This window comes from Variovorax sp. LjRoot175 (genome assembly GCF_964253805.1).
GTDB lineage: Bacteria > Pseudomonadota > Gammaproteobacteria > Burkholderiales > Burkholderiaceae_C > Variovorax.
Genome location: NZ_CAXURY020000001.1, coordinates 5,450,064 through 5,476,987, shown reverse-complemented (window position 1 = coordinate 5,476,987; position 26,924 = coordinate 5,450,064). Strand labels below are relative to the sequence as shown.

The 26,924-nt window shown below is 67.3% G+C and carries 21 protein-coding genes and 1 pseudogene; 17 read left to right on the top strand and 5 right to left on the bottom strand.

The window, feature by feature from the left end; all coding sequences use genetic code 11:
• Positions 1–11 precede the first annotated feature (11 nt).
• Entirely contained in the window at positions 12–260 is a 249-nt protein-coding gene (locus ACSQ89_RS27110) for a hypothetical protein (protein WP_139191740.1), read from the top strand.
• Here ACSQ89_RS27110 and ACSQ89_RS27105 read toward each other — a convergent pair.
• Positions 238–1,059, bottom strand: coding sequence for an intradiol ring-cleavage dioxygenase (locus ACSQ89_RS27105; RefSeq protein ID WP_436292201.1), 822 nt, complete (start codon positions 1,057–1,059; stop codon positions 238–240). The genes ACSQ89_RS27110 and ACSQ89_RS27105 overlap by 23 nt on opposite strands.
• A gap of 29 nt (positions 1,060–1,088) precedes the next feature.
• Entirely contained in the window at positions 1,089–3,458 is a 2,370-nt protein-coding gene (gene bamA / locus ACSQ89_RS27100) for an outer membrane protein assembly factor BamA (RefSeq protein WP_436296633.1), read from the bottom strand.
• 356 nt (positions 3,459–3,814) lie between these two features.
• Between bamA and pilQ the strand changes: the two genes are divergently transcribed.
• Positions 3,815–5,917: a type IV pilus secretin PilQ gene (gene pilQ, locus ACSQ89_RS27095; protein WP_436296581.1), complete on the top strand. Its 2,103-nt coding sequence runs from the start codon at positions 3,815–3,817 to the stop codon at positions 5,915–5,917.
• Positions 5,918–6,071: 154 nt separating this feature from the next.
• Here pilQ and ACSQ89_RS27090 read toward each other — a convergent pair whose 3' ends face one another.
• Complete coding sequence (locus tag ACSQ89_RS27090; protein WP_436293947.1) at positions 6,072–7,229, bottom strand: porin; 1,158 nt, start codon at positions 7,227–7,229, stop codon at positions 6,072–6,074.
• 344 nt (positions 7,230–7,573) lie between these two features.
• Between ACSQ89_RS27090 and ACSQ89_RS27085 the strand changes: the two genes are divergently transcribed.
• The 13 genes and pseudogenes from ACSQ89_RS27085 (at position 7,574) to ligD (ending at position 22,418) form a co-directional block, all read left to right on the top strand.
• A complete protein-coding gene (locus tag ACSQ89_RS27085) occupies positions 7,574–8,698 on the top strand; it encodes a hypothetical protein (protein WP_436293948.1) in 1,125 nt (374 codons plus the stop codon).
• Positions 8,699–9,451 (top strand): nuclease-related domain-containing protein, encoded by a 753-nt coding sequence (locus tag ACSQ89_RS27080; RefSeq protein WP_436293949.1) that lies wholly within the window; start codon positions 8,699–8,701, stop codon positions 9,449–9,451. It abuts the gene before it with no gap.
• 19 nt (positions 9,452–9,470) lie between these two features.
• On the top strand, positions 9,471–10,211 hold the full coding sequence (locus ACSQ89_RS27075; RefSeq protein ID WP_436293950.1) for a response regulator: 741 nt from the start codon (positions 9,471–9,473) through the stop codon (positions 10,209–10,211).
• 57 nt (positions 10,212–10,268) lie between these two features.
• The gene (locus ACSQ89_RS27070) at positions 10,269–11,816 is read left to right on the top strand and encodes an ATP-binding protein (RefSeq protein WP_436293951.1); all 1,548 of its coding nucleotides are present in this window, start codon (positions 10,269–10,271) and stop codon (positions 11,814–11,816) included.
• Entirely contained in the window at positions 11,813–12,493 is a 681-nt protein-coding gene (locus ACSQ89_RS27065) for a response regulator (protein WP_436293952.1), read from the top strand. The genes ACSQ89_RS27070 and ACSQ89_RS27065 overlap by 4 nt, the downstream gene beginning before the upstream one ends.
• 74 nt (positions 12,494–12,567) lie before the next feature.
• Positions 12,568–12,870, top strand: a complete 303-nt coding sequence (locus tag ACSQ89_RS27060; protein WP_436296580.1) for a hypothetical protein — start codon at positions 12,568–12,570, stop codon at positions 12,868–12,870.
• Positions 12,871–12,998: 128 nt separating this feature from the next.
• The gene (locus tag ACSQ89_RS27055) at positions 12,999–14,027 is read left to right on the top strand and encodes a TRAP transporter substrate-binding protein (protein ID WP_436293954.1); all 1,029 of its coding nucleotides are present in this window, start codon (positions 12,999–13,001) and stop codon (positions 14,025–14,027) included.
• Between the two features lie 4 nt (positions 14,028–14,031).
• On the top strand, positions 14,032–15,903 hold the full coding sequence (locus ACSQ89_RS27050; protein ID WP_436296579.1) for a TRAP transporter large permease: 1,872 nt from the start codon (positions 14,032–14,034) through the stop codon (positions 15,901–15,903).
• 17 nt (positions 15,904–15,920) lie between these two features.
• Complete coding sequence (locus ACSQ89_RS27045) at positions 15,921–17,018, top strand: LacI family DNA-binding transcriptional regulator (protein ID WP_436293956.1); 1,098 nt, start codon at positions 15,921–15,923, stop codon at positions 17,016–17,018.
• On the top strand, positions 17,015–18,013 hold the full coding sequence (locus ACSQ89_RS27040) for a hydroxyacid dehydrogenase (protein WP_436293957.1): 999 nt from the start codon (positions 17,015–17,017) through the stop codon (positions 18,011–18,013). Before ACSQ89_RS27045 ends, ACSQ89_RS27040 begins: the two co-directional genes overlap by 4 nt.
• Positions 18,010–18,834 carry an amidohydrolase family protein gene (locus ACSQ89_RS27035; RefSeq protein ID WP_436293958.1) on the top strand — a complete coding sequence of 275 codons (825 nt, stop codon included), beginning with the start codon at positions 18,010–18,012 and terminating at the stop codon, positions 18,832–18,834. Before ACSQ89_RS27040 ends, ACSQ89_RS27035 begins: the two co-directional genes overlap by 4 nt.
• Positions 18,835–18,914: 80 nt before the next feature.
• Entirely contained in the window at positions 18,915–19,868 is a 954-nt protein-coding gene (locus tag ACSQ89_RS27030; RefSeq protein WP_436293959.1) for a Ku protein, read from the top strand.
• A gap of 8 nt (positions 19,869–19,876) precedes the next feature.
• Positions 19,877–22,418: pseudogene (ligD, locus tag ACSQ89_RS27025) on the top strand (DNA ligase D).
• A gap of 4 nt (positions 22,419–22,422) precedes the next feature.
• Here ligD and ACSQ89_RS27020 read toward each other — a convergent pair.
• Complete coding sequence (locus ACSQ89_RS27020; protein WP_436293960.1) at positions 22,423–23,238, bottom strand: transglutaminase-like domain-containing protein; 816 nt, start codon at positions 23,236–23,238, stop codon at positions 22,423–22,425.
• A 303-nt stretch (positions 23,239–23,541) separates the two neighbouring features.
• Between ACSQ89_RS27020 and ACSQ89_RS27015 the strand changes: the two genes are divergently transcribed.
• The gene (locus ACSQ89_RS27015) at positions 23,542–23,688 is read left to right on the top strand and encodes a hypothetical protein (protein WP_436293961.1); all 147 of its coding nucleotides are present in this window, start codon (positions 23,542–23,544) and stop codon (positions 23,686–23,688) included.
• A 49-nt stretch (positions 23,689–23,737) separates the two neighbouring features.
• Complete coding sequence (gene katE, locus ACSQ89_RS27010) at positions 23,738–25,918, top strand: catalase HPII (RefSeq protein WP_436293962.1); 2,181 nt, start codon at positions 23,738–23,740, stop codon at positions 25,916–25,918.
• Here katE and ACSQ89_RS27005 read toward each other — a convergent pair.
• Positions 25,915–26,835, bottom strand: a complete 921-nt coding sequence (locus ACSQ89_RS27005; protein ID WP_436293963.1) for a LysR family transcriptional regulator — start codon at positions 26,833–26,835, stop codon at positions 25,915–25,917. The two genes, katE and ACSQ89_RS27005, sit on opposite strands and share 4 nt — an antisense overlap.
• Positions 26,836–26,924 lie beyond the last annotated feature (89 nt).

Sequence of the window (26,924 nt, the reverse complement as noted above, 5' to 3'; positions counted from 1 at the left end):
CCCGGCAGCCCATGCATGCAAAGAGCGGCCCCCCGGATGGGCTCGATGCGCGTGCGATCCTCGAGGCCGTTCTGCCCTATGCGGCAGCGCTGTGCTTCCTGCTGGCGGTCCTCGTCGCGGCGCTGGACGAGCGCCGTTGCGACGGCGCCGCTGCTGACCCCTCGACGCTGGCGCCATTGATGTCGACCGCCCAACCGGCGCCGGCTGCCGACGGCGAATGCAGGCCGCAAGCCGGCGTCAGCGGCGCGCCGACGGAATAAGCGCGGCCGTGCGAGCGCTGCCTTGCAGCGCCTGCGGCCGGCCCGGGCCCGGCATGTCGGGCATCCCGGCGCCGTGGGGCGGGCGCCCGCCCGGGACCGGCGGACGATCGATCGCCGGGCTGGCCGCCGGATCCACCACCAGCGTCAGCGTGGCCACGTACTGCTTGCCTTCCTCGCGCACGGCACCGATCGTCGTGCCGCCGGCCTGGAGCGCGATTCCGTCGTTGCTGTTCAAGGTATCGCGAAGGCTGGCGCGCCGGTACTGTGGCAGCTGGGTGTAGAGGAACTCGCTGAGCGCATCGGGCAGGAAGAACTGCGAGGTGAGCACGGCGCGCGTTCCGTTCCGCACCTTGAAATGGATGTGCGTGGTGCGGCCCGCGTACCAGCCCGGATAGATGGTGCTGAACACGGCGGTACCGTCATTGGCGGTGGGCTGGCTGCCCCGCAGGAAGGTCTTGCCCTGCATCGACAGCCCGCGATCGTCGCCCTGGCCGTCATAGCCCGAATAACGGCCTTGCGCATCGCAGTGCCAGATGTCCACGCGCAGTCCGGGCGACGGCTTGCCGTTCACGTCCAGCACGGCAAAGCGCACCTCGAGCGGTACGCCTTCGAGGCCTTCGGTGACGTCGGAGCGGACTTTGAGCGCGTCGAAGTAGTAGGGGCCCTCGGTCGTTGCGGCGGTCAGCGGCAGCTTCGGGGCCGCGGCTTGCGCGGCGGGGGCGGCGGCGGCCAGGCCCGCGGCGCCCAGGCTTGCGAGCAGGCTGCGGCGGCGCAGCGTGGGGTGTCGGTCTTGTGTCATGGATCTCTTGTTGCTGAAGTTTCGAATGCTCAGAAAGAGGTTCCGATCTGGAACTGGATTCGCTGAGTCCGGTCCGCGGCAATGCCGTTGGCATCGTCCTGCTTCTGGTAGTTGATCGGAACCGCATAGGCCAGGCGCAGAGGACCAAGCGGAGAGATCCAGCTGATCCCCAGCCCCGCGGAGGTGCGGATCCGGTTCTGCGCGCGCCATTGCGCGTCGGTCATGCCGGCCGTGCGCTCGGCGAAGACATTGCCCGCGTCGAAGAAGCTGTAGAGACGCAGGGAGCGGTCGTTGCCCGCGCCGGGAAAGGGCGTGCTGAACTCCATGTTGAAGATGGCCTTGCGCGTGCCGCCCAGCGCGCCGGCCGTGACGGCATCCCGCGGCCCCAGCGAGTTCTGCTCGAAGCCGCGGATCGAGCCCAGGCCGCCTGCATAGAAGTTCTTGAAGATGGGAAAGTCCGTGCCGCCCAGCGCGTTGGCATAACCGAGCTGGCCGTTGACGGCCAGCGTGTACTGCTTCGACAGCGGGAAGTACTGCTGGTACTGGTAGCTGCTCTTCATGTAGCGCACGTCCTTGCCCACGCCCAGCTCGAGGTTGGCGCTCTGCAGCTTGCCGCGGGTCGGCACCAGTGCGCTGTCGCGGTCGTCGCGCGACCAGCCGATGGTGAAGGGAACGGTGTAGATGCTGTTGTTCGCGCAGGTGACGCTGGGTGCAGTGCCGGTGCACTGGAAGTAGTCGAGGTAGGCCTGCGGCGTGGCGGTGTAGACATAGCTGCCGTTGACCAGCGTGTAGCTGCCATTGCTGCCCGGCGTGAAGACGTAGCGCTCCAGGCCGGCGCCGAAGTAGACCGTGTCCAGTTCGCCGAAGGGCACGCCGAACTTCACCGAGCCGCCCTGGCTCACCAGCTTGTAGTTGCCGTCGGCCTCGTAGTACGGGCGCGTCGAGGTGTGGAAGAGATTGATCGTGCGGGAGATCCCGTTCATCGTGAAGTAGGGGTCGGTGGCGGTGAGCGAGACGGTCCTGCTGTAGGAGCTCGTGTTGACCTGCAGCCCCAGGTAGTTGCCGGAGCCGAACACGTTCTCCTGGGTGATGCCGAAGCTGAGCGAGATCTTGTCGGTGCTCGAATAGCCCGCGCCGAGCTGCAGCGCGCCCGTGGGCTTCTCGGCCACGTTGATCGTCAGGTCGACCTGGTCCGGCGAGCCCGGCACCTCCTGCGTCTCCACATTCACCTCGGTGAAGAAGCCCAGGCGGTCCACCCGGTCGCGCGACAGCTTGATCTTGTCGCCGTCGTACCAGGACGCCTCGTACTGGCGGAACTCGCGCCGGATCACCTCGTCGCGCGTGCGGTTGTTGCCCCCGATGGCCACCCGCCGCACGTACACCCGCCGCGAGGGCTCCGCCTTCAGCGTCAGCGACACGCGGTTGTTGGTGCGGTCGATCTCCGGCTCGGCCTGCACCCGCGCGAACGCGTAGCCGAAGGTGCCGAAGTAGTCGGTGAAGGCCTTGGTGGTCTCCGTCACCTGCTCGCCGTTGTAGGGCTCCCCGGGCTGGATCGTCACCAGCGACTTGAACTCCTCCTCGCGCCCGAGGTAGTTGCCCTCCATCTTGACCCCGGCCACCACGAACTTCTCGCCCTCGGTGAGGTTCACCGTGATCGCGAGGTCCTGGCGGTCCGGCGAGATCGCCACCTGCGTGGAGTCGATGCGGAACTCCAGGTAGCCGCGCGTGATGTAGTAGGAGCGCAGCGTCTCCAGGTCGGCGTTGAGCTTGGCGCGCGAGTACTGGTTGCTCTTGGTGTACCAGCTCATCCAGCCGCCCGCGTCCTGGTCGAAGAGATCCAGCAGCGTGCCTTCGCTGAAGGCCTTGTTGCCCACGATGCGCACTTCGCGGATGCGCGCGGCCTCGCCTTCGGTGACGGTGAAGGTCAGGTTGACGCGGTTGCGCTCGATCGGCGTGACGGTGGTGACGACCTGGGCGTTGTACAGGCTGCGGCTGACGTACTGGCGCTTGAGCTCCTGCTCGGCGCGGTCGGCCAGGGCCTTGTCGTAGGGGCGGCCGTCGGCCAGGCCGACCTCGCGCAGCGCCTTCTGCAGCACGGCTTTGTCGAACTCCTTGGTGCCCACGAAGTCGACGTCGGCGATGGTGGGGCGCTCCTCGACGATCACCACCAGCACGTTGCCGCTGACGTCGATGCGCACGTCCTTGAACAGGCCCAGGTCGAACAGCGCGCGGATGGCAGCCGTGCCGCGCTCGTCGCTGTAGGTGTCGCCCACGCGCAGCGGCAGCGAGGCGAAGATGGTGCCGGGCTCCACGCGTTGCAGGCCTTCGACCCGGATGTCGCGTACCGTGAAGGGCTCGACGGCCCAGGCGGCCCAGGCGGCGCATGCGGACACGGCCATGCCGATGAACGCCGCCACGCGACGGAGGCGGAAGCGAGTGCCTGTTGCAGGGATGAATGGGGCGAAGCACGGCGCCGCAGGGGCGGTGCCGTCGGGTGAGCGGCGCACATGCCGAGCGAAGTTCATGGCACCGATGATCGATGCCGAGTTCGGAGAAATCTGGGAGCTGCTCCGCACCGCCGGCGTGGGGCCGCGGCAACAGCGATCGAAGGCTGACGGCGCCGATCTGCGAATTCCTCAATGTCTCCGCAGTTGACACACAAAGTCACAGGGCGAAGACCAGTGCGCTGGAGAGGGGTCACACCCAATCAATGCCGGCACTGGCTGTCCATAACCGCTGCCAACATGAGCTCCAAGTGAACGAACAAAACTCGCCCATCGCGCCATTGCTGCGCACCGTATCTCTTCTGCTCGCGATGGCCGGTGCCGCCGTCGCAGCCCAGGCGCAGAACGCGATCGAATCGGTCACGAGTTCGATGCAATCCGGCTCGGAAGTCATCCGTGTCGATTTCGCGCAGCCGCTGGCCGCGCCGCCGAACGGCTTTTCCGTCCAGTCGCCGGCGCGCATCGTGCTCGATTTCCCGGAGGTCGCGAACGCCGTCGGCCGCTCGGCCATCGAGATCAACCAGGGCAATCTGCGTTCGGTCAACGTGGTGCAGGCGGCTGAGCGAACGCGCCTGGTGCTGAACCTGAAGCAGGCTACCGCGTACAAGGCTGAGATCCAGGGCAAGTCCTTGTTGATTTCGCTGGAGCCCGTTCCGGGCGCCGCATTGGTTGCTTCCACGCCTTCCGCATTTGCCGAGAACCGCAACCGGGACACCTTGCCCTTGCGCGACGTCGATTTCCGCCTGGGCTCGGACAACACCGGCCGCGTGATCGTCGACCTGGCCAACAACCAGGTGGGCGTCGACATTCGCCAGCAAGGCAAGAACCTGGTGGTCGAATTCACCAAGTCGACCCTGCCCGAGGGCCTGCGCCGCCGTCTGGACGTTTCGGACTTCGGCACGCCCGTCCAGTTGGTGACGACGCAGCAGTCCGGCGACCGCGTGCGCATGACCATCGAGCCCAAGGGCGACTGGGAGCACAGCGCCTACCAGAGCGAGAACCAGTTCGTCGTCGAAGTGCGCCCGCGCAAGGTCGACCCGACCAAGCTCACCCAAGGCGCCGGCTACAGCGGCGAGAAGCTCTCGCTGAACTTCCAGAACATCGAGATCCGCTCGCTCCTGCAGGTGATTGCCGACTTCACGAACTTCAACATCGTGACCTCGGACTCCGTCACCGGCACGCTCACGCTGCGCCTGAAGGACGTGCCCTGGGACCAGGCGCTGGACATCATCCTGGAGGCCAAGAACCTGGGCATGCGCAAGAGCGGCAGCGTGCTGCGCATCGCACCCGAGGACGAGATCAACGCCAAGGAGAAACTCAAGTTCGAGGCGCAGGCCACGATCCAGAACCTGGAGCCGATGCGCACCCAGTCCTTCCAGCTGAATTACACCAAGGCCATCGCGATCGCACAGGGCCTGACCGGCACCGGCACCGGCACGTCCAGCGGCGGTGGCGCGGGCACGACGACGCGCATTCTCAGCGCGCGCGGCAGCGTGATCGCCGAATCGCGCACCAACCAGCTCTTCGTTTCGGACATCCCCTCGCGCCTCGCGCAGGTGGCCGAGCTGATCCAGAAGCTCGACGTCCCCGTGCGCCAGGTGCTGATCGAGGCGCGCATCGTCGAGGCGTCGGACACCTTCAGCAAATCGCTGGGCGTCAAGTTCGGCGGGTCGTCCAGGGGCAGCCGCAGCTCGATGGGCACCCAGCCCACGACGAGCAGCGACGGCACCGCCTCCTTTTCGGAGACCTCCACCAGCAATTTCGTCAACCTGCCGGCGAGCAGCTCAAGCGGCGCCTCGGTGGGAAGCTTTGCCGTCTCCCTCTACAACGCCAGCATGTCGAAGATCCTGAACCTCGAAATATCCGCGCTGGAAGAGGATGGCAAGGGCAAGGTCGTGGCGAGCCCGCGCGTCGTCACCGCCGACCAGACCAAGGCCCTGATCGAACAGGGCACCGAGCTTCCCTACCAGGTGGCCACTTCGAGCGGTGCCACCTCGGTCGCGTTCAGGAAAGCGAACCTCAAGCTCGAGGTCACGCCGCAGATCACGCCGGAAGGCAACATCATCCTGACGCTGGACGTGAACAAGGATTCCGTCGGGCAATCGACAGCCGCCGGCTACGCGATCAACACCAAGCATGTGCAGACCGAAGTGCTGGTCGACAACGGCGGGACGGTCGTGATTGGCGGCATCTTCGAACTGACGGACAACAACGACGAGTCGCGCGTTCCGGTGCTGGGCGAACTCCCGGTCGTCGGCACCTTGTTTCGATCGCGCACGCGCGAGATGAAGAAGACCGAGCTCCTGATCTTCATCACGCCGAAGATGATTGCCGACCGCAACGCGGCCAGGTAGGCATCCAGCCCGAAACCTCCGGGGTTTCTCGCCTTGGCAATCGGCAGGGGCGCCGTGATGCCAGGCACGGCAAATGGCGCCACTCAGGGCGCCAGGTTGATGACAAGGCCGGGTCGCGACGGGGCAGAGTCCCGTCGCGACTCACAGTGAGCTATCAGAAAGCGTGGCGGATGCCGAAGTCGTAGCCGGTGGAGGAGCGCGGCAGGCCCGTGTAGCTCACGCCGTTGCTGCTGTAGCCCGTGGTGATCGCCGAACTCAGGCTGCCGGTGTAGGCCGCATCGTTGCGGTTGTTCACGCGCGCGACGGTGGCGTACAGCGCGGTGCGCTTGGACAGGTTGTGCACATAGCCCAGGGCCAACTTCTGAACGCGCGGATCCTCGCCGGTGATGCCGGCGGCGCCTTCGTTGTAGCGGACCGTGGAGTACGACGCGCGGATCAGGCCTGCACCCACGGGAACGGTCGCGCCGATCAGGTAGCCGTTGTAGCTGTCATGAGTGTTGCCGAGCGCGGTATCGAACTTGTTCTGCACGTTCGAGAGTTCACCGAACAGCTTGACCGGCCCGAAGTCGTAGGACGCGCCGAGGTTGATGGTCTGCACCTTGCGCGTGAGTGCCAGGGTGTCGACGGCGATGTTCTGGCCCGCCGACACTGCGACGTCCAGCGGCCCGTTCGCCCAGCCGAAGCGCCCACCGATGTAGCGCCCGGCGTTGCTGTTGGTCGACGCCGTGTCGGCCGCCGTGCTGCTGTCGGTGTTCTCGTGCAGGCTGTACTGGAGCTGGCCGTAGAAGCCGCCCAGGTTCGGCGGCAGGAAGTAGCCGATCGAGTTGCTGGCGCGCACGTAGTTCGTGTTGTTCAGGCCGGTGCTGCCGTTGACGGAGCTGATCACGTTGGTGCCCGATCCGTTGGTGCCGAAGGGGTCGAACACGGTGTCGTTCCAGAAGGTGGGCGTGTAGTCGCGGCCCAGGCGCAGTTCGCCGAAGCCGCCGGACAGGCTCACCGTCGAGCGGCGGTTGAAGGTGGAGATGCCCGTCGCGCCGTCGTCGTTGGTGATCGGCGCTTCGAGCCAGAAGCTGGCGGCGAGGCCGCCGCCGAGGTCTTCGGTGCCGCGGAAACCGATGCGGCTCGAGTTGTAGCCGGAATTGGAGAGCGTCGTCCTGGTCTGCTTGGAGCTGGCGCCGGTCGCCGCATCTCGTGAAGTCGCAGATTGATAGCTGACGCCGGCGTCAACGACGCCGAACATCGTGACGGACGACTGCGCAGCGGCCAGGCCGGTCGCAGCGAGAGCGGCGATTGCCGTAAGGGATTTTTTCATTCAGGTTTTCTCCGGTTTCGAACGAGGCACGACCTCTTCGAGCCATGACCCGCTCAACAGGCCGAAATTGGTCCAGGTGCGAGGCGATCCTGGACAACATCGCGACCGCCCTCATCGGGCAGCTGGTCGGATGGTCTCGTTCAAAGTTGGAGGAATCTGGTAAGTGCGGGATGCATCGCATTGCCCGTTGTTTGTACGCACCATCTGCAAAGCGTCGGCTTGGAACCTCGTCTCAACGAGCCGCTTAGATTTCTCCCCATTCGCACGAAATGATGTCGGCATCGCCCGCTGTCGAAACGCGAAAGCGCGAGCGGTTGAAGACCGACTGCTGGAGATCCACACACATGATTCGCTCCTGGCCACTGATGGCCGTGATCTGCGGCACGCTGGCGCTTGGCTGCGCCGACACAAGCCGCGCTACGACGAGTTCCAATTCGGCCCTCGAAGTCGGATCGTTCCTCGACGGCGCGATGCCCTCCCGTTCGCAGTCTTGGTGGTCCGGCTTTGACGACGAGACGATGAACGAGCTGATCGGGATGGCACGCCGGCATTCAGCTTCGACGAGCGCTGCGAGGCCGCTGAATGCAGTGCCTGTCGAGATCGGTGTTGCCGCCGCATACGTCTCGCTCAGGGTACAGGCCTTCAGCCTGACGTACCTGGAGAACGCGCGGTCCGCCGTCACACGGCAGTTGCAGCTGATGATTGCGAGCAATCCGGAGCACGATGACTTCATCAAGGAACTCGTCGGCCGCAAAACCAAGGCTGACGATGCGATCAGGAAGATCAGGGCGCAGCGCGAAATCCATATCGCGTTTCTTGCCGCCCAGTGCGGCATGTCGGAAGCGGCCCTGACCGACGTCATCGGCGCCGCCCTCGCAGACCGGACGAGAACGCTTCCCAAGTTCCTTGCGCCGGTGCCGAGTGCGCTGCCGGAGGCGTTGCTCGCAAACCGCGACGATGTCAATCTCGCTGCGGCGCTCTACGGCATCGACTCGGCGGCAGCACTCGCCGACGCGATCGAGACCACGAATGCGTCGAGCGAGCGCGCGGCGAACGATGAGGCTCAGGCGGCGCTCCTCGGCCATCCCCTCTATCTCGCCATCGTGGCCCAGGCGCGAAACGAAGTGTCCGAGGCCTTGCAGCGCCTGCGAACGCAAAGCGATATCGCGAACGCCGCATACAACCGGATGCGCGACGCGAATGCCGAATTCGAGGCGGCCAAGAAGCGCCGCGATCGGGGCGAAATGTCGGAAATCCAGCTCATGGAGGATTTCCTGGGACTGTTGCAGCATCTGCAAATGGTCGCCGTCGCCAACGGCGATCTCGCGGTCGCTTGGATCGCACTCTTTGCTCGGCTGGGCAACGGAACGTCGATCGACGGCAGCCCGGCTTCGAGATCGGCGCTGCTCGATGCTCTACCTAAAGTCTCCCAAAAGACGCGTGATCCTCGGGATTCGAGGGAGCCCTGAATGACCACCATTTCCTTGCAGAGAACGCACGGCGGCGCAGTGTCCATGCTGCCCCGCCACGGATACCCGACATCGGACCCGGTCCAGAGCCCATACCGCATCCCCGGCACAGCGTCTTTCCACGAGCTGGCGGCATCGCTGGGCGTGCAGCAGCTCGTCCGTACATTCGGTCCTGCGTTCCCTCACATGCGCATCTTGCGGGACCTCGTCATCCCGATGCCCGCAGCTTGCCCGGTGCGCACCGCCAGGATCGATGCCGTGATCGTGTGCGAAACCGGCGTCTATCTCTTCGAGATCAAGGCTTGGCGAAATGCCTTTGTCTACCGGAAGAACTCCGACCAGGCGCCGCCGCGCTGGTTCTTGCGCCTCCATGGGTGCAGCAGGGCTCGCGAGGTCTCGGACCCTGCCTTGCAGGGCGGCCGCAAGACCACGCAACTGCGAAGCCTGCTGCCCGACGACCTGAGGCTGCAGTATTTCGTCCTGCTGCCTTGCGAAGGCGTCGAACTCGAAGGCGTGATGCCGGCCGCCATCGTCACGCATCAGGACCTGTCCTATATCGCGCGCCTGGCACGCAACAACGGCCGTACCGCGCGAAGCTATCCGCTCCTGAGTGCCGATGCCATCGAACGGACGGTGCAATTGCTGGTGGACATCCAGGGCGAGCTGACGATCGACGACCACATGCACAACTGCCGGGAAGGCAGGGAAGGCAGGGAAGGCAGGGAAGGAGCTTCGGCCCTGACGACTCAATGAGTCGCGTCCCGGCGTCCTGATGGCCCGCATCGTCATCGTCGAGGACCAACTCGACATCGCATCGGTCGTTCAGGACTACCTGCGCGCTGCGGGTTACGAAACCACGCATTTCGCCGATGGCCAAGATGCGCTCGATCACATCGTCGAATCGCCGCCCGACCTGACACTGCTCGATATCTGGCTGCCACGCCTCGATGGCATCGAAGTACTTCGCAGCGCGCGCGAGCACACCGACCACCCGGTCATCATGGTCACTGCCCGGATCGAGGAGCTCGACCGCCTGCTCGGCCTCGAGCTCGGTGCCGATGACTATGTGTGCAAACCCTTTTCTCCGCGCGAGCTGGTCGCACGCGTGGGCGCCGTGTTGCGGCGCTTTTCCCCCAACGATGCAAGGACCCGAACCAGGCAGGACCTGCCAGGCCTGGTGCTCGACGGCGTGTACTGGCGAGCCTCGCTCGACGGAACAGCGCTCAATCTGACGCGCCGCGAGTTCAGCCTCCTGCAGGTGTTGTCGCGGCATCCGGGCCGCATCTATTCGCGAGCACGCCTGCTCGAACTCACGTTCAGCGCCGGAGCCGACGTGACCGATCGTGCGATCGACAGCCACGTCAAGAACCTGCGGCGCAAACTTGGCGTCGTCACGCCCACGCACGAGTGGATCCGATCGGTCTATGGCGCAGGGTTTGCGTGGGAGCCTCCGCTCGGACCTTCTCCCAATTTCCTCCCAATTCGGCTTCCAACATCCGCCCGCCGCGCGTGATGGAACTGCCGCCACGCGCGTGCCGCAGAATGCGGCCATTCGCCGACCTCCCCACCAATGCCACGCCTGACGCTCAGCAGAAAGATCTTCTTCGCCCTGGCCACCCTGCTGGTCGTCCTGCTGCTGCTTTCCGCGGCCTTTTCCATCTTTGCGCTGCAGCGCGGCCTGGGCCCCTATGTCGCGGAGATCGAGATCCGCCGCATGGACTGGCTGGCGCAGTTGCTGCAGAAGCACTACGCCGCCAACGGCAGCTGGGACAAGCTGCGCAAGGACGAGGGCGCCTGGCATCGGCTGCAGATGGGGGATCCGGGCACGGCGCAGGTCGAGACCCGCGACAAGGACGATGCCCGGCTGCCGCCGTGGTACGCACGGCCGCGGCGCTTCGAAGACCGTCCTCCGCCTGGTTTCGCGCCGCAGCTGGAGCTCTTGCCCAGGCATTTCATGCCTCCGCCTCCGCCCGGCTTTTTCGCCGATCCGCGAGAAGCGGCAGATTCGATCTACCAGCGGCTGGGCGTGGTGGACGCATCCGGCGCACGGGTCGCCGGCGCCAGCGTCGATATGGCGTCGGCCGCCCAGCTGCCGATACGCAGCGGCCGCCTGGTCATCGGCCATCTGGTGCTGGCGCCCGTCGAAGGACTCGACAGCGAAGCCGACCGGGCGTTCTTCGCGCGCCAGTCGGGGGTCATCGTGCTGACCGGCCTCGTCGGCCTGGTCTTCGCGCTGGTGCTGTCCTGGCAGTTGGCGCGGCGCTGGCTCAGCCCGATCGATGCGCTCACGCAGGGTGCGCAGGACGTGGCGCGCGGACGGCTCGGCACCCGCGTGCAGGTGCGCGGTTCGGACGAACTGGCCTTGCTGGGCCGCACCTTCAACAACATGGCCGAGCGCCTGGACACGGTCGAGACCTCGCGGCGCGCCTGGCTGGCGGACGTGGCGCACGAGCTGCGCACGCCGCTCGCCGCCATGCGCGCTGAGATCGAGGCCTTGCAGGATGGCGTGCGCAGCTTCGACGATCGCACCGCATTGCGGCTGCACCGGCAGGTCATGCGGCTGGGCCAGCTGGTCGACGACCTGCGCAGCAGCATGCGCGATCCGCCGGCCGAATCGTTGACGAAGGCGCCCGTCTTTCCGCTCACCTTGCTGAAGGAGGCCTTGGCCATGACGCGCAATCGCTTCGCCCAGCACCGCATTGCGGTGGATGCGCAGGCTATCGAGGCCCTGGCGGCACAATCGCAACCGGTGGTCGACGGCGATGCGCATCGCCTGCACCAGGTCTTCATGAACCTGCTCGAAAACACACTCTCCTACACCGATGCGGGCGGCGCTCTGCGCATCGGCGCCGCCGTCGAAGGCAGCAGCGGCACGCAGCGGCTGGTGCTGCGCTTCGACGACAGCGCGCCGGGCGTCGCGGCCGACGAGCTGCCGCGGCTGTTCGAGCGGCTGTTCCGCGCCGAAGGGTCGCGCAGCCGCGCGCTGGGCGGCTCCGGCCTCGGCCTGTCCATCTGCCGCGCCACGATCGAGGCGCACGGCGGCGAGATCGACGCCTCGGCGTCTCCCCTCGGCGGCGTGCAGATCACGCTGTGGCTCCCGCTGGCGCCAACGTCATGAGCCGAATCCTCATCGTCGAAGACGAAGCCGACATCGCCTCGGTGCTGCAGGACTACCTGCGCCATGCCGGCCACGAGACCGAGCACGTGGCCGATGGCCACAGCGCGCTGGCCCGCATGCTCGAGGCGCCGCCCGACCTCAGCCTGCTGGACATCATGCTGCCGGGCCTCGATGGCCTGAGTGTGCTGCGGCAGGCCCGCGTGCACACCCGGCACCCGATCATCATGCTCACCGCGCGCATCGAGGAGGTCGACCGCCTGCTTGGCCTGGAACTGGGCGCCGACGACTACGTGTGCAAGCCCTTCTCGCCGCGCGAAGTCATAGCGCGCGTGAAGGCTGTTCTGCGGCGCGTTCAAACCGAAGAGGCGGCGGACAAGGCGACCGCGTCCCTCCAGCTGGACGACGTGCACTGGCGCGCGTCGCTGAACGGCACCGCGCTCAACCTGACGCGGCGCGAGTTCCGTCTGCTGCAGGCGATGTCTCGGCACCCCGGCCGCATCTTCTCGCGCGCCCGGCTCCTGGAACTGGCCTACGAGGACGACGCCGACGTGTCCGAACGGGCCGTGGACAGCCACGTCAAGAACCTGCGCCGCAAGCTCTCGAGCGCCGCACCCTCGCACGACTGGATCCGTTCCGTCTACGGTGTGGGCTTCGCGTTCGAGGCGCCGCTCGAATAGGAATAGGAAACCCTTCCCAGATTTCTCCCAAGTCGATTCGCACACTTCGTCCCATCCCTCGACTGGATGAACGAATGAAAACGACACACGCCTGCACGGCCCTTCTGCTGGCCGCGACCTTGACGGGTTGCATCATGCTGCCGCCCCCGCCCCCGCCTCCACCTCCACCTCCACCGTTCGCGCCGCCGCCCCGGCCCGGCGCTTCGATGCCGCCCTTCGCCTACCGCGGACCGCCTCCGGAAGTGTCGGACGCCTGCGCCGGCCAAGCCGAAGGCGCGCGCTTCGAGATGCCGGGGCGGCGCGGCGACACCCTCTCGGGCACCTGCGAGCGAGCTCCCGATGGCAGGCTGATCCTGAGGCCGGACGGTTCGCGCTGACATTTCCCCGCGGAGGGCGGGAAAACCCTGATCGGCAGCCAACTTGTATATCGATATAGTAAACCGGTACAGTAAATCGATACACCACGATTCTGTGCACTCTTTCGATACAAGACTGGAGACAAAGCATGGTTTCGATCCCACGCCGCCGATTCGTGCATGCGGGCGCTGCCGCATCGCTGGCCGCCCTTGCAGGATTTCCTGCCCTCGTCCGCGCGCAATCGACCATTGCGCTGCGCTTCTCCTCCTCGATGCTGGCGGACGACAACGCCGCCCACTACGTGTGGTGCCAGCGCCTGCAGGCCAATCTCAAGGCGGCCGTCGGCGACGCCATCCGCATCGACTACTTCCCCAACAACCAGCTGGGCAAGGAAAGCGACGTGGTTCAGCAGGTCAAGGTCGGCTCGGTCGACATGATGGTGACCGGCTCCTCCATCTTCGCCACCATCTCGCCCGAGATCGGCATGCTCGACCTGGGCTACCTGTTCGACAGCTACGCCCATGCCGGCAAGGCGCTCGAAGGCCCGGCCGGGACAACCCTCAACGAACTGCTGCAGAAGCGCTCGGGCTGCACCATCCTGACCTGGGCCTCGCACTTCGGCGCGCGCAGCGTCTACACCAAGGCACCGGTCAAGTCGCTGGCGGAGATCAAGGGCGTGAAGCTGCGCGTGCTGCCCACGCCGGCGTTCATCGAGACTTTCAAGCTGATGGGCGCGATCCCCACCCCGATTCCCTTCGGCGAGCTCTACATGGCGGCGCAGACCGGCGTGGTCGACGGCTTCGAGCACGATGCGGCCACGGTGCTGGCCAGCAAGCTCAACGAGGTGGTCAAGTCCTGCTGGCTCACCGAGCACCTGTTCAGCCCGATGGTGGTGGTGATCGGCAAGCGCGGCATGGACAAGATCCCCGCCAGCCTGCGCCCGGCCTTCCTGAAGGCGGTCCACGATGCGACCACGCAGCAGCGCGCCATCGCGAGCGACAAGGGCAAGGCCGCGATCGAGGAACTGCAGCGCAAGGGCATGAGCTTCTTCCCGATGGCCGCGGCCGACCGCGCCGCTGTGCGCAAGGAGATGGAAAGCAGGCTCTGGGCCGACTTCGCCAAGCAGTACCCGGTGACGGCGCCGCTCTTCGCTGCCGTCAACGCGGCCAGGGTCTGAGACCATGTCCGCGGCTGCCGCACCCGCGCTGGGTTTTCGCCACGACACCGTATCGGGCGGCTGGCTCAGCGCACTGAACCGCTGGACCGAGATCCTGTCGGCCGTCGTGCTGGCGGCCGACGTGGTCGTGGTCTTCCTCTCGGTCGTGTTCCGCTACTTCCTGCACGACCCGGTGGACTGGGCCGAGGAGATCGCACGTGCGCTGATGATCGTGCTGGTCTTCTTCGGCGCTGCCACCGTGCTCGCGCGCAGCCAGCACGTGGGCATCGACCTGTTCCGCCACCTGCTGCCCGCGCACTGGCAGCCGGCGCTGATGCAGGTGAGCCACTGGATCATCGCGGGCGTGGCCGCGAGCCTCTTCGTCTCGTCGACCCTGCTGCTCGTCGACACCTACGGACAGACCACCTCGATCGGCCTGCCGCAATGGCTCTACGTCTATCCGGTGGTGATCGGCAGCCTGTTCATGACGCTGTTCGGCCTGGCCAATGCGCTCAACGGTCCGCGCCGCGTGGTGCTCGGTACGCTGGCTGCCTGCGTGCTGCTCGCGGCGACGGTCTTCGGCTGGAACGCGCTGGTGCCGCAGCATGCGATCCCGAGCGGCCTGCTGCTGGCGGCCGGCTTCATCGGCGGGCTGGTGCTGGGCGTGCCGATCGGCTTCGTGCTGGCCTTCTCGGCGCTGCTCTACTTTCTCTCCGATCCTTCGCTGCCGATGCTGATCTACTCGCAGCAGGTCATGGCCGGCACCGACCACTTCGTGCTGCTGGCCATTCCCTTCTTCGTGCTGGCCGGCCTGCTGATGGAGTCCAACGGCATGTCCTCGCGGCTGATCGAGCTGCTGCTGCGCATCTTCGGCCGCGTGCGCGGCGGGCTGGGCCTGATCACCATCACCGCGACCGCCTTCTTCTCGGGCGTGTCGGGCTCCAAGCTGGCCGACATCGCCGCGGTGGGCGGCATCGTGATGCCGGCGGTGCGCCGCACCAAGCAGGACCCGAACGAAGCCGCGGGCCTCTTGGCCTGCACGGCCGTGATGGCCGAGACCATCCCGCCCTGCATCAATATGATCATCATGGGCTTCGTGGCCAACATCTCGATCGCCGGCCTTTTCATGGTCGGCCTGGTGCCCGCGGCCGTGATGGCGCTGGCGCTGGGCGCGCTGGCGATCATCGTCGGGCGCAAGATCAATCCCGACGATGCCTTCGAAAAGCGCACGCCGCTTTTCAAGCTGCTCGGCGGCGCGCTGGTCGCGATCGTCATGGTGGGCATGATCGGCAAAGGCGTGACCTCGGGCGTCGCGACCTCGACCGAGGTCTCGGCCTTCGCCGTGGTCTATGCGCTGGTGGTCGGCAGCCTGGCCTTCCGCGAGCTCAGCGCGCGCGCCATGGCGCAGCTCTTCGTGCGCTCGGCCTCGATGGCGGGCAGCATCCTGTTCATCGTCGCGGCCGCGTCCAGCGTGTCCTTCGCGCTGACCATCGAGCAGATCCCGCAGCTGGTGTCGTCCACCATGATCGCCTGCGCGCAGCAGTACGGCAGCGTGATGTTCATCCTGCTGTCGGTGGCGATCATGATCGTCTTCGGCGCCGTGCTCGAAGGCGCGCCGGCGCTGATCATCTTCGGCCCGCTGCTGACGCCGATCGCGCAGCAGCTGGGCATCAACCCGCTGCACTTCGGCACGGTGATGGTGATCGCGATGGGCCTGGGCCTGTTCGCGCCGCCCATCGGTCTCGGCCTGTTCGCCACCTGCGCGATCACCGGCACCGAGGTGAAGAACGTGGCCCGGCCCATGATGAAATACCTGGCAGTGCTCCTGGTGACGCTGGTCGTGCTGGTGCTCGTCCCGTCGTTCTCCTTGTGGCTCCCGAACCGGCTCGGGCTGTAGCCGAGAAAACCGAATTCATGACCACCATCCAGGACGTCGCCCGCCATGCCGCCGTGTCGGTGAGCACCGTGTCCAACGTGCTCAATGGCCGCACCGACCGCATGCGCGCCGAAACGCTGGCGCGCGTCGAGGCGTCGATCCAGGCGCTGCAGTTCCGGCCCAGCAAGCTGGCCCAGCAGCTGAAGACCGGACAGACGCCGCTCCTGGGCCTGCTGGTGCCGTCGATGGCGAACCCGATGTACGGCTACATCGCGCGCGAGATCGAAAGCATCGCGCAGGAGCGCTTCGGCTTTCGCCTCCTGATCGGCAGCACCTACCGCGACCGCGAGAAGGAAAGCGCCTTCTTCGAAGACCTGCTGGCGCACGGCGTGCGGCGCGTGATCGTGATCTCCTCGCTGGCCGACGAGCGCCACTTCGAGTCGGCGGTGGAGCGCGGCATGGTGGTGGTGAGCTACGACCGCGGCGCGACGCCGGGCAAGCCTTCGAAGGTGGGCCACGTGATGCCCGACAACTTCGAGGCCGCGCGCCTGGCGACGCAGCACCTGATCGACAAGGGCCACCGGCGCCTGGCCTTCGCCACCGTGGCCGGCATGACCATGAGCCGCAGCGCCAAGATCGACGGCTTCTTCGCCGCCGCCGAGGCCGCAGGCCTGCGTGCGAGTGCTCAGGTGCTCGACGGCGGCGCGCTCAACGAATACGGCGATTCGGTGATCGCCGAGGTCGGCCGCGCGACCGCGCTGCAGATCGCAGGCCTGCCCGAGCATCCGACAGGCATCGTCGCGCTCAACGACCTGATGGCCCTCGGGCTGATGGCGGGACTGCGCGAAGCCGGCCTGCGCGTGCCGGAGGAGGTTTCGGTGGTGGGCATCGACGGCCTGTTTCTCGCGACCTTGTCGAACCCGATGCTGAGCACGGTGCAGTTGCCGGTGCGCGAGATGGCGCGCGCCATGGTCGAGCGCGTGATGCAGCACCCGAGCGAGGCCGGCGAGGACGAACGCGAGCAGGTCTTCACCGAAGTTCAACTGATCGAACGCGAGTCCGTCGCGCCGCCGCCGCCCGCGGCCGGCCGGCCCCGCAGCACAAGAAAAACCAAGCCCGAGAAGGCAGCCACATGACGACCGTTTTCGTGACGCATCCAGCCGACAAGCTGACGCAGTACTTCGGCCCCAAGGCCACCCAGGCGCTGGAGGCGATCGCCGAAGTGCGCTTCAATCCCGAGGCGCGCGAGCTCTCGACGCCCGAACTGGTGGCCGCGGCGCAGGGCTGCGATGCGCTGATCGCGTACCGGCAGACGCCCGGCCCCGAATCGCTCTTCCGCGACCTGCCGCAGTTGGCCGCCTTCGTGCGCTGCGCGGTCGACATCCGCACCGTCGACGTCCAGGCCGCGAGCCGGCACGGCGTGCTGGTGACGCAGGCCAGCCCGGGCTTCGTGCCGGCGGTTGCCGAGTGGATCGTCGCCGCGATGGTCGACCTCGCCCGCGGCATCGGGCGCTACACGCATGCCTATCACCGCGGCGAGCCGCCGGCGCCCTTCATGGGCCGGCAGTTGCGCGCGTCGACGCTGGGCATCATCGGCTTCGGTGCGATCGGCCGTTATCTCGGCGACCTGGCGCAGGCCTTCGGCATGCGGGTGCTGGTCAACGATCCGCAGCCGATCGCCAGGCAGCCGATGCGCGAGCAGGTCGCGCTGCCGACGCTGCTGGCGCAGTCCGACTTCGTCGTCTGCCTGGCGCCGGCCAACGCGCAGACCGAGAAGCTCATGAACGCCGAAGCCTTCGCGGCCATGAAGGCGGGCGCCTTCTTCATCAATGCGGCGCGCGGCGAGCTGGTTGACGACGAGGCCCTGCTCGCCGCGCTCGAATCCGGCCGCCTGGCCGGCGCCGCGCTCGACGTCGGGCGCGCGCCCGACCAGATGCCCGCGCCGGCGCTCGCGCGCCATCCGCGCGTCGTCGCCACGCCGCACATCGGCGGGCTCACGCTGCCGGCGGTGGAGCACCAGGCGCTCGAGACCGTGTCCCAGATCGCCGCGCTGATGCGCGGCGAGATGCCGCCCGGCGCCGTGAATGCGGCGCATGCCACGCGGATTGCGCAATGGAGGCTTGCCGCATGACGATTGCTCCCATCGACTACGCCGGCGCCTGCGATTGCCATGTCCACATCTACGAAGACGCCTGGCCGCTCGCGCCGACCGCGACCTTCAAGCCGCCGCATGCGCCGGCCTCGGCCTACCGCGAGGTGCAGCAGGCGCTCGGCCTCACGCGCACCATCGTGGTCCAGCCCACGGGCTACGGCTTCGACAACCGCTGCACGCTGTCGGCGCTGGAGCAGCTGGGCGCCGAGGCGCGCGGCATCGCGGTGGTGCCGCCCGAGGTGGCCGATGCCGAGCTCGAGCGCCTGCACCGTGCCGGCATGCGCGGCGTGCGCTTCATGATGTTGTCGGGCGGCCTGCTGCCCTGGTCCAGTCTGGAGGGCATGGCCGCGCGGATCGCGCCGCTTTCCTGGCACATCAACCTGCAGCTCGACGGGCGCGAGCTGCCGCAGCACATGGCGATGCTGGAGCGCCTGCCGGGGCGCTTCGTCATTGACCACATCGGCAAGTTCCTCGGACCCGTGGCGCTCGACGGCGAGGCCGTGGGCGCGCTTTGCCGCCTGCTCGACAAGGGCAACTGCTGGATCAAGCTGGCCGCGCCCTACGAGACCTCCAAGAGCGGCCCGCCCGCGTACGCCGACGCAGTGCCGCTCGCGCGCCTGCTGGCCCGGCGCTATCCCGAGCGCTGCGTCTGGGCCAGCAACTGGCCGCATCCCAACGTCAAGCCCGAGCCCTCCAATGCGGCCCTGCTCGACTGGGCGCTGGCGCTCTTCGACAGCGAAGCCGCGCGCCGCAAGCTGCTGGTGGACAACCCGGCCGAGCTCTACGGCTTCGCCGCCTAGGCCTTACGACGCGCAACGCCGCGTTCCTACATGCGGCGCCGGCCGCCCGCCCTACGGTGGCGCTCCGGAGGATCGCCGTCATGCCCACATCCAAAACCCCCGCACCGCGCGTCCTGTGGAAGGGCGCCATCAGTTTCGGCCTGGTCCACATCCCGGTGGCGTTGTACTCGGCCACCGTCGACCACAGCATCGACTTCGACTGGCTCGACAAGCGCACCATGGACCCGGTGGGCTACAAGCGCGTCAACAAGAAGACCGGCAAGGAGATCGCGCGCGAGCAGATCGTGAAGGGCATCGAGTACGAGGACGGCGAGTACGTGGTGCTGAGCGACAAGGAAATCGCCGACGCCTACCCCAAGACCACGCAGACCATCGAGATCGAGACCTTCGTGCCGGCCGACAGCATTCCCTTCGTCTACCTCGAGCGGCCCTACTACGTCGCGCCGATCAACCGCGGCGGCAAGGTCTACGCGCTGTTGCGCGAAACGCTCAAGCGCGCCGGCCGCATCGGCGTCGCCCGGGTCGTGATCCAGACCAAGCAGCATCTCGCGGCGCTGGTGCCGGTGGGGCCGGGGCTGGTGCTGAACCTGCTGCGCTGGGGTGCCGACATCCGGCCATGGAAAGACCTGCCCCTGCCTTCCGAAAGCGCCAAGCAGGTGGGCCTTTCGGAGCGCGAACTCAAGATGGCCGGGGAACTGGTCAAGGACATGAGCTCGGACTGGGACCCCGATGAATTCAAGGACTCGTTCAAGGACGAGATCATGCGGCTGGTCGACCAGAAGGTCGAAGCGGGCCAGACCGAGGAGGTCACGAAGCTCGAGCCGATCGAGGAACAGGCAGGGCGTTCTGGCGCGAAGATCCTCGACCTCACCGAGCTGCTGCAGCGCAGCCTGCGCAAGGGCGGCAAGGCGGCGGCTGAAGACGAGGAGGAAGAGCCGGAAGAAGCCAAGCCGACCCGCAAGCCGGCCGCCAAGGCCACGGCCCGCAAGCGCGCGCCGGCCCGCAAGTCCGCATCGCGCCACAAGGCGGCCTGAGGCAGCGCGTGGCGAGCAAACCGAGTGCGCGCGAAGCGCTGGCGCGCTATCACGGCAAGCGCGATTTCAAGAAGACGCCGGAGCCGCACAAGTTCGGCCGCGGCAGCCGAGGCGCGCATTCCTTCGTGGTCCAGAAGCACCATGCGAGCCGCCTGCACTACGACTTCCGGCTCGAGCTCGACGGCACGCTCAAGAGCTGGGCCGTGCCCAAGGGCCCCTGCCTCGATCCGAGCGTCAAGCGCATGGCGGTGCACGTGGAAGACCATCCGGTCTCCTACGCCGACTTCGAAGGCACCATCCCGCCCAAGCAGTACGGCGCCGGCACGGTGATCGTCTGGGACCGCGGCGAGTGGGCGGCCGAGGGCGATGCGCGCCAGGGGCTGGCCGAGGGCAAGCTCAAGTTCGAGCTGTACGGCGACAAGCTGCGCGGCCATTGGACGCTGCTGCGCATGCGCGGCAAGGACGAGAAGCAGGAGCCCTGGCTCCTGATCAAGGAGAACGACGATGAAGCGCGCCCGCTGGCCGACTTCGACGTGGTGGAAGAACTGCCCGACAGCGTGCTGAGCGGCCGCGGCGTCGACGACCCGGTGCCGCCGGCCGCAAAGACGACGACGAAGCAGCCGCCTGCAGCGAAGAAGGCGAAAGCCGCACCCAGGGCCGCGCTGCCGCGCGGCCTCGAACCCCAGCTCGCCACGCTGGTCGCGGCGCCGCCCGCGGCGGCCGAGGACTGGCTCTACGAACTCAAGTTCGACGGCTACCGCCTGCTGGCGCGCATCGACGGCGACAAGGTGCAATGCATCACGCGCAACGGCCACGACTGGAGCGCGAAGCTTCTCGGCCTGGTGAAGGCGCTCGCGAAGCTGCCCACGCGCTCGGCCTGGCTGGACGGCGAGATCGTGGTGCATGGCGAGAACGGCGCGCCGGATTTCCAGGCGCTGCAGAACGCCTTCGAACGCGGCGCCACCTCATCGATCGTCTACTGGCTCTTCGATGCGCCCTTCCTCGACGGCCGCGACCTGCGCGAGACGCCGGTGGAAGAGCGCCGCGCGTTGCTGGCGAAGTTGCTGGGCAAGAAGCCGCCGGCGTCGCTGCTGCTGTCCGAGGCCTTCGAGGCCGCGCCGCGCGCTCTGCTGGCGTCGTCCGCGCAGCTCGGCTTCGAGGGGATCATCGGCAAGCTGAAGGGTTCGGGCTATGTCTCGCGCCGCTCGCCGACCTGGATCAAGCTCAAGAACCAGCAGCGGCAGGAGTTCGTGATCGGCGGCTACACCGCACCCAAGGGCGCGCGCACGGGTTTCGGCTCGCTGCTGCTCGGCGTGTGCGACGACCAGGGCGCGCTCAAGTACTGCGGCAACGTCGGCACCGGCTTCGACGCCGATCGCCTGGCGGACATCAAGGCCCGGCTCGACAAGTTGGCGAGCGACGACTGCCCCTTCGACGAGCGGCCCGCCGGCGTCAAGGCGCAATGGGTCAAGCCGAAGCTGGTGGCCGAGATCTCCTTCGGCGAGTGGACGCGCGATGGTCGCGTGCGCCAGGCCGTCTTCCAGGGCTTGCGCACCGACAAGCCGGCCACCGAGATCCGCCGCGAGAAAGCGCAGGCGCCGCCCAAGCCGGCTGCCGCCGCGCGCGCCGGCAGCAGCAGCAACAAAGGAGCGAGCCGCACCATGGACCTGCGCATCACCCACGCCGAGCGCGTGATCGACAATAAGAGCGGCACCACCAAGGGCGAGCTCGTCGCCTTCTATCACGAGGTGTCGGCGCTCCTGCTGCCGCATCTGAAGGGCCGGCCGGTGGCACTGGTGCGCGCGCCGGAGGGCGTCGGCGGCGAGCTGTTCTTCCAGAAGCATGCCAACCAGAGCGAGCTGCCGGGCGTGAAGCTGCTGGACCCGGCGCTCGACCCCGACCACGAGCCGATGCTGCAGATCGACAGCGCCAAAGGCGTGCTTTCGGCCGCGCAGATGAACGTGATCGAGCTGCACACCTGGAATGCCACCTCGAATGCGATCGACAAGCCGGACCGCATGACCTTCGACCTGGATCCGGGCGAGGGCGTCGAATGGCCGAAGATGCTGGAGGCCAGCGATGCTGGTGCGCACGCTGCTCACCGAACTCGGCCTGCCGGCCTTCCTGAAGACCAGCGGCGGCAAGGGCCTGCACGTGCTGGTGCCGATCCGGCGCCACCACGGCTGGGATGCGGTCAAGGGCTTCTCGCAGGCGGCGGTCCAGCACCTGGCGCAGACCATCCCCGATCGCTTCGTCGCCAAGAGCGGGCCGCGCAACCGGGTCGGCAAGATCTTCGTCGACTACCTGCGCAACGGCTTCGGCGCCACCACGGTCAGCGCCTGGTCGGCGCGTTCGCGGCCGGGGCTGGGCGTGTCGGTGCCGCTCGAATGGGACGAGCTGCCCGAGCTGAAGAGCGCCTCGCAATGGACGATCAGGAACATCGGCGAGCGCATCGCCATCGGCAACAAGCCGTGGGCTGCGATGGAGAAGAGCCGAAAGGGCCTGGGCGCGGCGATGAAAACGCTGGGCTACGCGCCGCCGCCGGACTGAAGCTTCAGACCACCTCCTCGGTGGTCACCTCGAAGCGCTGCAGCGTGTTCTCCCCGAACACCATCGTGATCGGCACATCGGCCGCGTCGCGGCCGCGCGCGATGGTGATGCGGCCGATGCGCGGCGTGTTGTGGCGCGCATCGAAGGTGTGCCAGCGCTCGCCGAGGTAGATCTCGAACCAGGCGCTGAAATCCATCGGGTAGGGCACGGGCGGAATGCCGATGTCGCCGAGGTAGCCGGTCACGTAGCGCGCCGGAATGTTCATGCAGCGGCACAGCGTGATCGCCAGGTGGGTGAAGTCGCGGCACACGCCGACGCGCTCGCGCCACGCTTCGAGTGCGGTGCGCGTGGCGCGTGCACGCTGGTAGTCGAAGCGCAGGTGCTGGTGCACGTAGTCGCAGATGGCTTGCGCCAGCGGCCAGCCCTTGGGCACCTGGCCGAAGGTGTTCCATGCGAACTGCAGCAGTTCGCTGTCGACCTCGCAGTAGCGGCTGGGCAGCAGGAAGGGCAGCGTTTCAACCGGCAGATCGGCCGGCATGTGCTCGACGGCCCCCAGGTCGATCGGGTCGGCCCAGCCGGTGTCGAAGACCACCGCTTCGTTGCGCAGACGCACGCTGCTCACGCCGGCGGGCACCTGCACGCGCGCGCAATGGTTGTCGAAGGCGTCGCGGTAGTGGTCGGTGTAGAGCGGCGGACTGATCGTGATGTGCTCGCCGTGCGCGATGTCGGCGGCGCGCGAAGGATGCACCTGCAGCATGTAGAGCAACGCCGTGGGCGCCGTGACGCCGAGTTCGATGTCGAAACCGATTTTGATGAGCATGGTGGCGCGGGCCGGTTGCGAAGGTCAGAGGTGTGATGCCGCACAAGCAGGTTTGGTGCCGAGCGCAGCCGCTTCATCCTATAGCCCGCCGCGGCTGGCGGGCATAGATGGGTACGCGAAGCGGCGTAGGCAAGCCCACAAAGCCGTCAGTGCGGTCCTACTGTGTACTCCTCGCCGCTCCCACACGCCGGAGCGCGCGGCCACTACGGGGTTTGCGCGGTGCCAAATCTAAGCTCATGGCTTGCTCGCAGCCGGCATGCAGCGCCTGTCGAACCGTCCCGCAACGATGATCTGGAGCGAATCATGGAGTTTTCCTCACTGTTCGGCGCGCTCGGAGATGCCTGGATCGACGATGTCCTGTTCTGGGCCATAGCGGCTGCGGCCGGCGTCGTCGGACTCGTGGCGGTGGTCAGCGCACTGGACGTGCTCTTCGACGCGGAAGCCGGCTGATCCTGCGGCGCTTCGAGGCGCCGCATTCCAAGAGAACGGAGGAATCTCGATGACGCCACAGAACAAGGCGGCCGCCGCCCGTCGCCCCAAGCCGGGGGACGGCAGCAATGCCAAGCAGGAACAATTGGCCGCCTTCACGAGCGACAACACCCCGCAGCTCAGCACCAATCAGGGCCTGCAGATCCCGGACAACCACAACTCGCTGAAGGCGGGCGCGCGCGGGCCGACGCTGCTCGAAGACTTCATCCTGCGCGAGAAGATCACGCACTTCGACCACGAGCGCATTCCCGAGCGCGTGGTGCATGCACGCGGCGAGGCGGCGCACGGCTACTTCGAGGTCTACAAGTCGATGTCGCAGTTCACCTCTGCCGATTTCCTGCAGGATCCGGCGATCCGCACGCCCGTTTTCGTGCGCTTCTCGACCGTGGCGGGTTCGCGCGGCTCGGCCGACACGGTGCGCGACGTGCGGGGCTTCGCGGTCAAGTTCTACACGCGCGAGGGCAACTACGACCTGGTGGGCAACAACATCCCGGTGTTCTTCATCCAGGATGCGATCAAGTTCCCCGACCTGATCCACGCCGTCAAGCCCGAACCGCACCACGAGATGCCGCAGGCCGCGAGCGCCCACGACACCTTCTGGGACTTCGCCTCGCTGATGCCCGAGACCACCCACATGCTAATGTGGATCATGTCGGACCGCGCGATCCCGCGCAGCCTGCGCATGATGGAAGGCTTCGGCGTCCACACTTTCCGCTTCGTCAATGCGCGCGGCGAGAGCCACTTCGTCAAGTTCCACTGGAAGCCCAAGCTCGGCATCCACGGGCTGGCCTGGGACGAGGCGCAGAAGATCGCCGGCAAGGATGCCGACTTCCACCGGCGCGACCTGTGGGAGGCCATCGAGCGCGGCGATTTCCCCGAGTGGGAGCTGGGTGTGCAGCTGATTCCGCAGGACAAGGAGCATGCCTTCGGTTTCGATCTGCTCGACCCGACCAAGATCGTGCCCGAGGAGATGGTGCCGGTGCAGCGCATCGGCCGCCTGGTGCTCAACCGCAACCCCGACAATTTCTTCGCCGAGACCGAGCAGGTGGCCTTCCACCCGGGCCACGTGGTGCCGGGCATCGATTTCACGAACGATCCGCTGCTGCAGGGCCGCCTGTTTTCCTACACCGACACGCAGATCTCGCGCCTGGGCGGCGCCAACTTCCACGAGCTGCCGATCAACAGGAGCGTCTGCCCCTTCCACAACTTCCAGCGCGACGGCATGCACCGCCAGACCATCGCGCGCGGCCAGGTGGCCTACGAACCGCACTCGCTCCTCGACGGCAAGGAATTTCGCATCGACGGCGCGAGCGGCGGCTTCCAGTCCTTTCCCGAGGAAATCGACCCGCCCAAGCTGCGGCGCCGCAGCCCCTCCTTCGACGACCACTTCACGCAGGCGCGGCTATTCTTCAACAGCCAGAGCGCGGCCGAGAAGGAGCACATCATCGCGGCCTTTCGCTTCGAGCTCTCGAAGGTCGAGGCGCCGGCGATACGCCAGCGCATGGTGGACAACCTTGCGCACGTCGACGAGAAGCTCGCGCGCCGCGTGGCCGAGTCGCTGGGCATCGACGCCCCCGATGCCAAGGCGGCCGCGGGCCGGGCCGGTTATCGCGAACACCGCATGACGCTGCCGATCGAGGAATCGCGCGCGCTCAGCATGGCGGACACCGGCGATGGCTCGATCAAGACGCGCAAGGTGGCGGTCCTGGTGATGGACGGAATCGACTCAGCCTCGCTGAAGCCGATCCGCGAAGCCCTCGAACAGGCGGGCGCGCAGTGCAAGGTGGTCGGCCCGCGGCTCGGCACTGTCGCGAGCGCGTCCAGGCGCCAGCTCGGTGTCGATGCCACCTTCGCCAACATGCCTTCGGTGATGTTCGACGCCGTGCTCGTGCCGGCCGGCGCGCAGGGCGCCGAGGCGCTGGCGCGCAACGGCGATGCGCTGCATTTCGTGCTCGAGGCCTACAAGCACTGCAAGGCCATCTGCACGGTGGGCGAGGGCGTGAAGCTGCTCGCGACGCTGGGCGTCGGCGCCGATCCGGGCAAGGCGCCGGCCGGCGTGGTGGTGGCCGCCACGCCCACCACCAACCTGGGCGACACCAGCGCCGCCACGCAGATCGCGCAGGACTTCATCGCGGCGATCGCGAAGCACCGGCACTGGGACCGGGCGAACGTGGACGGCGTGCCGGCCTAGGACCGGAGCACCTCCGGCAACGTCTCTACCGCACTCAGCTTCTCCAACACCAACCCGATGAACGCCGACACCGCCAGCGGCAGGTGCCGCCGGCTCGGGTAGAGCACGCTCAGGCCTTGGCTGGTGCGCTGGTATTGCGGCAGCACCGGCACGAGCAGGCCGGCCTGAATGTCGAGCCTGGCCATGGCGGGCGGCAGCAGCGCGATGCCGAGGCCGGCCAGGGTGGCTTTGCGCAGCGCCTGGGCCGTGTTGCCGCTGAAGCGGCCGGCGACCTGCACTTCCTCCTGCACCCCATCGGGGCCGGCCAGGCGCCAGGTGGTGCGGCCGCTGGGGTGGGCGGAGCTCACGCAGTCGTGGTTCGCCAGGTCTTGCAGCGTGGCGGGCGCGCCGCGCGCGGCGATGTAGGCGGGGCTGGCCACCATGCCGCCGCTGCGGGCGCCGAGGAGCCGGCGGCCGACATAGCCCGAGTCGCGCAGCGGGCCGCCGCGAAACGCGACGTCGATCTGCTCGGCAATCAGATCGGCCTTGGCATCACTGAGCACGAAGTCGAGCCGCACCAGCGGATGCGCGGCCAGAAAGTCGGCCACCCACTCCATCGGGAAGAAGTCGAAGAAATCGGCTGTCGCCGCCACGCGCACCAGGCCACTGGGTTCCTGGCTGCCCGTCAACAACGCCTGGCCGGCTTCGACCAGCCCGTCGACCGCACCTGCGCAGCGCTCGTGGAAGGCCTGGCCGGCGCTGGTGAGCGTGAGCTTGCGGGTGGAGCGTTGCATCAGCCGCGTGCCGAGCCGGGCTTCGAGCTGCTGGATGCGCCGGCTCACGGTGTTGGGCGGCACGCCCAGCCGCCGCGCCGCCTCGGCAAAGCTGCCGCAGCGCACCACCTGCACAAACATGGCGATGTCGTTCAGGTCGAACACGAGGCGATTCCTTCTATCTGTGGACGAGTGCAATCAGATTGTGCCGTCTAGTCGATCAATGGGTGCGACCCTAATCTTCTGCGCATCGG